The organism is Lysinibacillus halotolerans, assembly GCF_003711845.1.
Taxonomy (GTDB): Bacteria; Bacillota; Bacilli; order Bacillales_A; family Planococcaceae; genus Ureibacillus; species Ureibacillus halotolerans.
In genome coordinates this window covers 63,410-75,338 of the sequence record NZ_RHLQ01000012.1, presented here as the reverse complement: position 1 = coordinate 75,338, position 11,929 = coordinate 63,410, and the positions used below count along the sequence as shown (strand labels likewise).

Genomic DNA, 11,929 nt, shown 5'->3' with positions numbered 1-11,929 from the left:
TCAATTACACGCATCTCCCTTTTGTTTTGTTTATTGGTCTAAACAAAGTCTAACAAAATTAGGAGATTGCGTGTTTATTTTTTCTGAATTTTATCTGTACCCCAACAAATATTTTAGAGCCTTTATTTTTACTATTGTAACATTTTTCGATTAAAAAAAGGACCACTTCCCACGAACAAATATTCGCAAAAAGTAGGCCTTTTGTTAGGTAATTTTTAATTGTTTTACTTAAAATGCCCAGTTTCCTTTTCGGAAAATAGGGAATTCTGTTCCGTCAGCTAATATACCATCGATATCCATTTCGGCGCTTCCAATCATAAAGTCCACATGTGTAATGGAAACATTAATGCCTAAAGACTCTAATTGTCCTTCTTCCAACTCCCGGCCACCTTCATAGCACGTTGGATATGCTTCCCCGATAGCTAAATGGTTTGAGGCGTTTTCATCGAACAATGTATTGTAATATAAAATTCCCGAAGAAGAAATAGGTGATTGATGTGGCACTAGAGCTACCTCACCTAAGTAGGCAGAACCTTCATCGGAAGTGATTAATTCTTGTAATAATTCATTTCCTACTTCGGCTTTTGCATCAACAATTTTTCCTTTTTCAAAGGTTAAAGTGAATTTATCGATAATATTTCCTTGATATGCTAATGGTTTCGTATTGCTAACCGTACCGTTCACACCATATTTCGCTGGTAATGTAAATACTTCTTCTGTTGGCATATTGGCAATGAATGTCGTATTGTCCGGTGTTTTACTACTCCCTGATACCCATAAATGCTTATCTGGAAGTTCAATTGTTAAATCTGTTCCAGGAGCTTTATAGTGTAATTTAACAAATTTCTTTTCATTTAATTGGGCTGCACGGCTTTCTAGGTTATTAACATGTTCGTGCCATTTTTCAACGGCATCCCCTTCGCCGATTCGAACCGTTTTGAAAATTGCTTCCCATAAAGCGGCCATTTGATCTTCTTCAGGTAAATGTGGGAACACTTTTGCTGCCCATTTTTTTGAAGGAACCGCAATAATGGACCAAGCAATCTCGTCATTCATTACTGCTTTGCGATAACGGACTAACGCATTTCCTGAAGCCTTTTGTTGAGCTGAAAGTCGAGAAGTTGGTACACCTGCTAGTAAATCCGGATCTTCTGCATCAATCCATAGAAGCGCACCTTTACGGTCAATTAATTCATCGCGTTGGGCAACAATCCACTTCAGAAATTGGCTAAATTCCTCTTCTGCCCCTAATTCGTAAAACGCTCGGGTAAAAACCGGATCACTTAAGTTCACTTGAACTCTTCCAGCTCCTGCCTCATAAGCTTTTTTTACTACGATACGAGTAAAATCAAGAGTGTCAGTGGAAGTATTAATCAGTAAGTATTGCCCTTTTTGAATGTTCACTCCTACTTTTACTGCTAATTCAGCATATTGTTCCAATTTCTCTTCAAAAGTCATGTCATTTCCCCCTCTTTTGTGAAACTGTTTTTGAATTCCCTTCGATTACCTGTCCTTGATACCAAACTTTTTGAACTGGTTTTACATTTAATTCACGCGTTAGCTTTTTATACGTTTTTTCATCTTTGTACGAAAGCAATGTCATTACTTCACCATCAGCACCTGCTCGACCAGTACGACCTGAACGATGGGTATATTGTTCCATCGTGCGAGGAACATCTACATGGATTACATGGGTTAACCCTTCAATATCTAATCCACGGGCAGCGATATCTGTCGCAATTAAAATACGTGAATCCCCTTTTCTAAAAGCATCAAGGGCTTTTTTTCGTTCTTCTTTTTTCATATCGGAATGTAATGTTACGACTTTAGCATCCCGATATTTTAATTTTGTTTCTTTCATTAACACTTGGTCAATGTTATTAACGAACGCTAAACCGCGCAAACCTTCGATATTTGAAAGCCTTCTAAGCATATCGGTTTTATCCCGCTCATCTACTTTTATAAAGGAATGAACGACTTTTCCTACTTGCACCATATCCTCAGGTTTAATCTCAATTAAAACAGGTTCAAACATCATACGGCTTGCCACAAGCTTAATTTCGTCGGTAATTGTTGCTGATACAACGACAACTTGTCTTCCGTACGCAGCACCTTCTATAAAGGATTTGACAATCACACGATATTCTCTGCTAAGTAATTGGTCACATTCATCAAGTACGACCATTTGAATTTCTTTTAGTTTTAATTTATTCGCCCGAGCCAGTTCATTTAAACGACCTGGTGTTCCAACTACAATCGTTGGTTTTTTCTTCAGTTTTTCAATTTGTCGTGCAGAGTTTGCTCCACCGATTAATTGCTGAACTGTAATATCCGTTCCAGCTGTCCATTCACGGATTACTTCAACGATTTGCATAGCTAATTCTTGAGATGGAGCGACAATTAAAGCTTGGGTTTGTTTTTTGCTTCCATCTACTTTATTTAATATCGGGAGAACATATGCCAGCGTTTTCCCTGATCCCGTTGGTGATTCTGCTACGATATCTTTACCATCAAGCATTGCCGGAATCATTTCATCCTGGACTTTCATTGTTGTTTCAAATTTCCATTTACTTTGTAATGTTTCATTCAATAAATTAATTACAGACATTTACGTTTACCTACCTTAAGTTACTTGCGTTTAGTGTACCATATTATTGCAGAAATACTCGAAAATTCAACATTCTTTATACGTTTTAATAATATCTGGCGAAAAATGACTAAATCTTCCTACATCTAAGAAGAAAAACAGCTAGCCCCATAGTAATTTTGAGACTAGCTGTACTTTAAATCATTAACGAAAACACTCTATTTAACGAGCAGTTTTACATTTCGGACAAACTAATAAATTGGAATTCATTTGAGACCCACAGTTTCTGCAAATGACCAATGTCATACTTTTATTCGTTTCTGCATTCGTTATTTTGTTTAATTGCTTTGATAGTTTTTTAACCTTACTAAAAAGGATGAAAATTAAAATGAAGGCAATTACACTTAAAACGATACTGACGATATTAAGTATTAAATTTAGCTCCATAGCATTACCTCCATCTATTCTTGAGCTTCTTCAGTTGGTCGATTGCGTAATATGAACCAACCACCACTTGCTAATAATAGCAAGCCTCCTCCGCCTAATAAACCATAGAATAACGGCTTATTATTAAACCAGCGAACGAATAAATTTTTCGTAACAAGCAAGTTTTCCACGGCAAGTTCCGTTTCATTTCCTGCTTTATCTACCGCCGAAATTTGAACATCTTGAGTTTTCGTCGAATTATTCATATAGAAGGAATAATTTCCTTCAATGATGTCATATTCAACTTCTTCATCATTTACGAGAATATGAATATCACCTAATGCTAAGTTATCCACAACGGAAATATTCGACTGTTTCTTATCAACAGGATATTGCTGATCGTCTTCAATATCGAGTGGTGTAATGACCGGCTTTGTTTTATCCATAAAGAAGACAATCTCTGCCTCTTTTGATGAATCCGTCGTGTCATTTATATTACCAGCCATATCTTTTGAGTAGAGCGATACATTATATTTCCCGTCATTTACAAATAACTTTTTATCGATGACGTATTCATATACGCTCCATTTTCCGTTACCGCCCGAATGGGAAACGGCATAATCTGTTCCTTCAGCTAACGTTGTTGGAGAACCATTTTTTGCAAGTTTCACTTGGACTGTTTCCCTTGCTAAGTTATCCACATTAATTTCTTGAACGACGATGTCGATTTCCTTATTAATATAGCCGTTAATTATTTTTTGAACATCTTCGGAGAATAAGTAATTGGAACCGAATCGATTGACAGAATACATAATCGTTTGTTTCGTTTCATTACCAGCCATATCACGAACAGTAGCTGTTAATGTATAAATATCATCGTTTTCTTCAACCTTTTCGAAATTCGCCACGATAATGCTTTGACCGTTTTGTACATCTGCTTTCGTTGCTTTAAATTGTACTTCTCCTCGGTTCGCACCAACAAGTGATACCGAGACACCTTCTGCATTAAAGTTTGTATCGGAATACGTAATAACTGGACTTACCTTATCTGCATAGGCTACTTGATTTTCGACACCTGTAATTTTCAGCTCTGGCGCAGTTTGGTCAATCACAAATTCGTCCATTACATAATCCTTCGCTTCATTACCAGCCATATCCATAAAATCAATGTCAAATGTGTAATGACCATCTTGACTATAATTAATTACCGCTGTGTACACATCTCCACTGCGAGACCAGCCACCAACTACTGGCGCTTGTTTTCCAACGCCATTATCACTAGCTGAACTTGTAATTCGTACTCGACTTGGATCAAAATTATGTTCCTTCACAGATATAGTAGCAGTACGAGCCGAATTATAGTATTTTCCATTAACAGGTTCACTTGAACTGCTATAAGTTACATTCACTTCTGGCACTGTCTTATCAATTGTGAATTCATCTGCTTCATAATCTGCCGCTTTATTATTGGCTAAATCTTTATAGTCAATATCAAATGTATAGTCCCCATCTGCCGTATAGGCAATTCGTGCTACATGCTTAGATTGGTCTGGATTTTCTGCATTATAAGAAGTTGTCCAGCCAGTTAGCTTTGGTATAACACCGTCTGAATTTTGAATGGATGCCAGCACATCATCGGCATTAAAGTTTCGCTCAGTAATCGTAATTGTTGCTGTACGATTTTCATTATAGTAATCATTATTTTGTGGATCCGGTGAATTATTGTCATAAACTACGTCGATAGTTGGTGTTGACTTATCTATACTGAATTGGATTTTTTCAGTAGATGTATGACCTGCTCTATCCTTCATCTTCACATTCAACACAATACCATTACTATTATTTTTCACAACAATATTTTTTGTCATTTCATAGACTAAGTTCTTCTCAGTAGATGTTTTTGACCAACCTTCTTTTGCCCCTGATAATGAACCATCATTTTGAATAATAAGTTTTCCTGATTGGTTATTTTTCGTATCATATTTCGATACGACAGACCACTCAATCTCGGCAATTCCTGAATACGTATCGACGATTGACACAGAAATCGGAACATCTTTATTATACAAATCTTGTCCAGATTTCGTTTTTAACGTTGTATTAGGCTTTTCAATGTTAATATGAGTTTCTTTTTCATGTTGAGCTGTAGATTCAACTACCGTACCGTCAGGAGAAAAAGATTTCCCTGTGTTCGTTACTTTATCTGTTGGAATTGCATAAATTTGACCTTTAAAGTTTTTCGGTACTTTAATAACAATTTGACTGTTTGTTTTAATTGGTGCAATTTGTCCAATTTGTGCTTTCGAAATTTCTTTTAACGAACCATTCGATTGAACTGCATAATATTTTCCATTATCAAAATCGTGTAAGTACGCTTTGATGGATTGTAAGCCACTCGTTTTTTCGTTTTTCACTTGTGGATCATATGCATTTACAATGACTTGTGTCTCTTCTTTAAAGTAAAATCCGTATTCATTAATTTCTACTACATTTTTTAATTCTTTCGTAGAATCAACAGCTACGAAGTTACCATTAGAAGTTTTCGTTAAAAAGCGATATTCATCAACGACTGGATTTGTAATATCTTTATAAATCGTCGTTTCTTTCTTATAGGTATTTCCTGCATTGTCTTCCACATACACGGAAACGCGATAAGAACCATCTTCATTGATTGGAATTTCACTTGTTTTCAATTCATAAACTTGCTCTTCCGTTAGTTTACTATCATTAGTAGAAAAGTCTTTTAATAATTGATGTTTATTTACTTTGATGTCTACTTTATTTAATCCTGATTCCGCGTCTTTTGCGGAAACTTTAAATACAACATCCCCATTATAAATTGATTGATCGTTTGCAATGACACCTTTATTAGGAATAATTTCGATATTAGCCACTGGAGCAACGTCTTCAATTTGTACATACCCAGTAATCGATGCCATATTGGAATTATCCGTATTTACTAAAGCTCGTGTCTCATGATTTGTATAATCCGTTAAAATGACTTCAATAGTCCCTTCATAAGAAGAGTCTTCAATAATAAATGTATTCGTTTCCTTCGTTGCATCCGAATCTACTCGTTCAATCGTTTTTCCTTCATCAGAACCGACTAATTGAACTTCTTTAATACCCGATCCATTTTCATTATCTTTTGAATGAACTTTAATTTTAATTTTCTCATTAAAGAAAGTACCAAAAGTTAAGAAATTAATCGCTTTTCCAATAACACCATCGTTTACTGTAGATAATGTAATTGCAGGTTCCCCATCTAATTGAGGCGCTTCTTTATCAATATAAATCGTTTTTTCGATTTCTGATTGATTGCCTGCATTATCCTCCACCACAACGGTTAACTCGTAAGAACCATCGTTACTAACATTCAAATCTTTCGTATTAATGGTATAAATCTGTTCAGCCGTTTTCTCTGAATAGTTATAAGACTGAATTTCTTTACCATTTATTAAAAGATCAACTTTATGAATACCCGCTTCCGTATCATTCACTTCTACTTTAAATGTGACATCTTGACTGTAATATTCTTTTCCATTTAAAGCGATATGTGTTGTTTCTTCTGGCATATCAATCGTTGTTTTTATTTCAGGTGCTTTTTTATCAAATACGATACTACCTTCTTCATCTGCTAGGTTAGAGTTTGTATTGTTTATTAGCGCTGTGTACTCATTACCTAAATAGTCTTTTAACGTAATATTGAAATTTCCTTCAAATTGATCAGCATCAATTGTAAAAGTAACTTTTTCATTATCTTCCGTAGCATCTGTTTTAACTATTTCAACTTCACCGCTCGCACTTGTTAATTCAACTGTTTCGATACCTGAACCTTTTTCGGTATCAGCCGATTGAACGACGATTTTCACTTTTTCATTAAAGAAAGCACCAAAGGTAATAATATTTAGAAACTCTGCGAAGGATCCGTCATTTACTTTTGTAAATATAATTTTGTCGGATAGTTGCGGAGATATTTTGTCGATATAGACCGTTTTCGTTGATGATGTCTTATTGCCCGCATTATCAACAACTTCTACTTCTACCTTAAATTCTCCATCGTCAAGCGTATAGTCGGAAGTATTAATAATGGTATTGAAAGTTTTCGTAATTTGTGAATGGAAGTTCGCATTATCTAACGGAACGATTTCTCCATTTACTTTCACTTCAACACTTCTTAAACCTGCCCCTACATCTTCAATTGAGATTGGCAATTCAATATTGTCCTTATAATAATGATGTTCATCTCTTACGTAATTCGCTTCAGGTGCCTTCATTTCAACAACTGGAGCATCTTTATCTAAGACAATTTTTCCATCTTCATTTAATAGGTTGGAATTGGCATCTGTCACTTGAATTTCTTCCGTTGTGTTATTGTTATTATCTATTAAAAGTACTGAAAGACTTCCATCAACAATTTCATCTACAGAATCAACTTCAAATGTATAGACTGTTCCATCTTCAGACACCGATTTTGTTTCGATTTCTGCATCTTCATCTGAAGATTTTAACTGTACTTCTTTTACCCCTGATTGTGAGTCTTCTGTATTTACAGTTACTTCAAATTTTTCTGAGAAAAATGCACCAAATGTTAAAAAACGAATAAATCCTTCAATCGCATTTGTTTCGTCTTGAACGATGTTAATAGCGGCTTTTTCTCCAATAAGGGACGGTGCCGTAGTATCGACATTCACACTGATGATTTTGTTTGTCGTATTGCCTGCCTTATCAGTTACTTGTAATTCATATTGGGCTGAAGTTTTCATCATCTCTTCTGGAATATTAAATGAAAACTCATTTGTATCAGCGTTATATGATGCATCTGTAAAAGTAGTTTCTGTTTCACTTACTAAACGATATTGAACAGAAGCAATATCAGAAGCATAGCTTATACCTTGATAATCTTGCGGTTCATTATTAATCAAACCAGATACTTTTGTAACCGAACTATGCCAAATGTCTCCTTCTTCGGATTCATAACGGTTTTCACCAGAAATATCAATTTGCTCAAACTTTGGAGCCTCTGAATCAAAAACAATCGTTAACGGTTCGTTTAGTTCAAAGGAATTTTTCTTAAATATCGATGATCTAACGGAAATTTTTTCGATTTGAATATTTTTATCTGTAAACTTATGTTCGAATTGATATTTTCCGTCATCTCCCAATTTAAATTTTTTATTATCCTCGTGTGTAAAGGTAACAACTGCTCCTTTTCCTAACAAGTAGTAAGAATGACCATCTTGGTTACGTAAGTTTTCTTCTGATAACCCAGTAACCATAATTTTATTTTCTGTTAGTTGATCAATAATTGTATTTTGTACCGAACTTTCAAGTACTTGTAATTCGATTTCTGTCGTAACATTCAATAATTCGATTTTTAACTCGTTTTCAATATCAGTTTCTGAAACCGTAAAGAATTCACTTGTTAACTCATCTTCTGTTAATATTTCATTATTATCTACATCTAAAGGTTGTAAAGTCTCCAAGCCTTTTATTATTTTAAAACCTGAGAAGTTTATATCATCATTATTAAACTTCATTAAAAAGCTAATATTTTGACCATGGGTAACGATTTCTTCTGTTGCTTCAACCGAAATATTATTGCTTCCCGTTACAACAAACGGATACGTTTTATCTACTAAAGTCGTTTTTACGTTTACATTTTGTTGAACTTTTTCAAACGTATAAGTTAACTTTGTTACTTGCTCTTCATATGTTTCTACACTGACATCATCTGAATCAATCAGTTCTGTTTCATCTACTACGAAACTACTAATCACCTTAGATGTTTCAGTAGGTTGAACTTCTACTTTAATATCTGTATTTGGATTTACTTTAATTAGTTGATTTTCAATCGTATAATCCGATTCATCCGTATCAACTACATGAACAGTAACGTCAGAATTAAATTCGATAAAGTAATTTTGGACTGCAAAGGTTACTTCAACCGTTACATCGCTATTGTAGGAATCTAGCACCTTTTCAAAAGTAGTTACTTCATGCTTTTTCTGCTCTATTTGTAATGGAGATAAACCTTGCAGGGATGTCTCATCCAATAAAGGAATAGAAGTACCATTAATTTTAATATCAGCAATATAAGCTCCTGTATTGGCATCCACCTTTAATGTCACTTGTTCATTGCTTTTAAATTCAATCGGTTCCTTCGAATTTTGGTTATTTAATGTCACCTGACCAGAAGCTCCATCCACTTCTTTGGCTAATACTGAAAATTGGTAGGTTACTACCTCTTCACCTGTACCCGGTTCCGTTGGAGTTGTTTCTCCTTCACCTGGTGTTGGCTCTGTTGGGGTAGTGTCCCCTTCTTCTGGTGTCGGCTCTGTTGGGGTACCTTCTCCCTCTTCAGGCGTTGGTTCAGTTGGGGTCACTTCTTCTGGTGTCGGATTAGTTACAGTTGCGTCTTCACCTGCTGTCGGTTCTGTTGGAGCAGTTTCCCCTTGCTCTGAAGTTGGCTCGGTTGAAGTAACTTCCCCTTCTACGTTGGACTCATTTGTAGTATCCTGCTCTTCAACAGCTTCTGCCGAAATAATTTGTGATACCAAATAAAATGGCATATTATAAGTTACTAAAGTAACAGCAACTAAGAGGTAAAATACTTTTGTTAATAAGTTAGTTCGTTTCCTTTCGTCCACTTTCTTTTACACCTCCGATAGTTTCATTTGTATGTACTGCAATAACTTCTTTTTCTAATACAAACTCTTCATGAATATCTTCTGTCACACTATTTAATTTTGTCATTCCTTCATCTAAAACCGTCGTACCTTCATCCCTTAATACGGTTGTCCCATATTGTGCTCCAAGTACAGTCGTTTCTTCGATAGGAGTAGGAATAACATCACTTGCTAACAATGTTGTCTCTTCTACTAGAAGTTCTGTTGCATCTTCAACGAAGACTTCTTGGGCTGTTGATGTTTTAGCTGTCGGTGTATTGAATTGCTGCTTTTTGTCCCCTCTAGTAACTGGACTATTTGTAGAAACCGGATCGTATTGGGTAACCCTTGAATAATTTCGATGGGCATTTTCAGTACTTTCCCGAATCTCACGAATTTTTCTTTCAGCCGTTTTACCTGTTAAATCATTATAAATAGCGAGAATACCCATTTTATAAAACATAATAATTGCCACTATTAATAAGAGCCCTCCAAGGGAGTATCCTACAATGGACAAAGTAAACCATATTTGTGCATCCATGTAATCGTCTCCTCTCTATTGCTCAATAAAGGCAGTATCAATCGCTTTAACTACCTCGTCAAAACGGCTAGTAATACTTTCCTTTAAGTTAATCGTTTTATCCGTCGATACATCCAATTCATCTACTAATGAACGCACAGTATAAAATACTTCTAATAAATCATCTTTTTCAATGCCGTCACTCGCAAATTTACGCACTTCATTTTCTAAAGCATTCGTAATGAGCTTATAAACTTCCAGCTTCACAATTTCACTCTCGTTTTTATTTTCGATTGTGAAATCGAGAAGGGCTTCGATATTATCCCAATATTCTTTATACATTCCTTGATCTGACGCTTCTTCAACCTTCAAATTAACTTCTTCATGGAAAGTAGCAATAGATTCATAGATTTTAGCTTGGGCATAGTGCTCATTTTCCGGATCTTCTACTACGTCAGAAAACCATGTTTTTGCAGCTTTAATTCTAGTTAGCTGATTATCGTCTGTATTCTCTGACCCATAATCATAGTAATACCAATATGTTTTACCAATTTCATAAGCTAAATCGCTATAATGATCTGTTTCTACTAATTCAGCTAAGTTACGATTAATTTTTTTCTTCAGTATTTGTTCTTCCTCAATTTGAAAGCTTGCATCATCTTTAAAGGTTGTTAGTAATGCATAATAGGCTTCATGTTTTTCTGGTTTAATATCGATAGCTTTTTCATAATAATTGATTTTTTGTTCCTGCGTCGTAGCAGTATCCCCTAAATCTAAGTTTACTTCGTAATCATTGTTTACTTTTTGGGCGTTCATAACTTGGGCAAATGCACCAAAAACTATTGAAAATACAGCAGCAGCTGAAACGATTCCAAAGCGCTTTAATTTCTTTTTTTGGTTTTGACGATACGTATCATCAACTTCGTCATATCGCTCTAGATCATATAAAAGCTCTGCACAAGATTGATAACGATCGTTAGGATTTGCTTCCGTACACTTTAAAATAATTTTCTCTAGTCCGCTTGAAAGTATTGGATTTAATTCTCGAATGGGAACTCCTCCATAGGGCTCCTCAGCTGGACTTCTTCCTGTTACTAAATGGTACAAAGTCATTCCTAGACAGTATATATCCGTCCGTGCATCTGTCTGTCCATGGGAACCAAATTGTTCGGGCGCAGCATAACCTCTAGTACCTAAATTAACCGTGTCCCCTACTTTATTTTCTTTATATTCCCGTGCTATCCCAAAGTCGATTAACTTTAACTGGCCGTCCGGCTTTAACATGATGTTACCTGGCTTCATATCACGGTAAATAATTGGTGGGTTACACGTATGTAAATAATCTAGTACGTTACATAGTTGTTTAGCCCATTCAATAACTTGTTCTTGAGGCTGTGCATTACCATTTTCTAATAATTTACTTAAAGGTTCCCCTTCAATGTAATCCATTACTACATAGATTACGTCTTTTTCTTGAATAATGTCTACAATACGAGGAAGAGCTGGATGATCTAGACGTTTCATCATATCTGCTTCATCGAGTGCGGCCTTTAAATTCACTTCACTAAAACCGTTCTTATTGATTCGACTAATTTCCTTTATAGCCCATTGTTTGTTCAAGCGGGAGTCCATCGCTAAATAAACTTTGGACATACCACCTTGTCCAATCATTCTTAAAATCTCATATTTGTTATCAATAATTCGATTCATTGAAGCCAATCTATTTTC

Annotated in this window: 6 protein-coding genes; all 6 read right to left on the bottom strand. The window is 35.3% G+C overall.

What is annotated here, in order from left to right; genetic code table 11:
• Nucleotides 1-228 precede the first annotated feature (228 nt).
• Nucleotides 229-1,458: an aminopeptidase gene (locus tag EC501_RS06835; protein WP_122971548.1), complete on the bottom strand. Its 1,230-nt coding sequence runs from the start codon at nt 1,456-1,458 to the stop codon at nt 229-231.
• Between the two features lies 1 nt (nt 1,459).
• Nucleotides 1,460-2,608: a DEAD/DEAH box helicase gene (locus EC501_RS06830; protein WP_122971547.1), complete on the bottom strand. Its 1,149-nt coding sequence runs from the start codon at nt 2,606-2,608 to the stop codon at nt 1,460-1,462.
• A 201-nt stretch (nt 2,609-2,809) separates the two neighbouring features.
• Nucleotides 2,810-3,034: a hypothetical protein gene (locus EC501_RS06825; protein ID WP_122971546.1), complete on the bottom strand. Its 225-nt coding sequence runs from the start codon at nt 3,032-3,034 to the stop codon at nt 2,810-2,812.
• 14 nt (nt 3,035-3,048) lie between these two features.
• Nucleotides 3,049-9,663 (bottom strand): Ig-like domain repeat protein, encoded by a 6,615-nt coding sequence (locus EC501_RS06820; RefSeq protein WP_122971545.1) that lies wholly within the window; start codon nt 9,661-9,663, stop codon nt 3,049-3,051.
• Nucleotides 9,641-10,222, bottom strand: a complete 582-nt coding sequence (locus EC501_RS06815; RefSeq protein ID WP_122971544.1) for a hypothetical protein — start codon at nt 10,220-10,222, stop codon at nt 9,641-9,643. The genes EC501_RS06820 and EC501_RS06815 overlap by 23 nt, the downstream gene beginning before the upstream one ends.
• A 15-nt stretch (nt 10,223-10,237) precedes the next feature.
• Nucleotides 10,238-11,911 (bottom strand): serine/threonine protein kinase, encoded by a 1,674-nt coding sequence (locus EC501_RS06810; protein WP_241559289.1) that lies wholly within the window; start codon nt 11,909-11,911, stop codon nt 10,238-10,240.
• Nucleotides 11,912-11,929 lie beyond the last annotated feature (18 nt).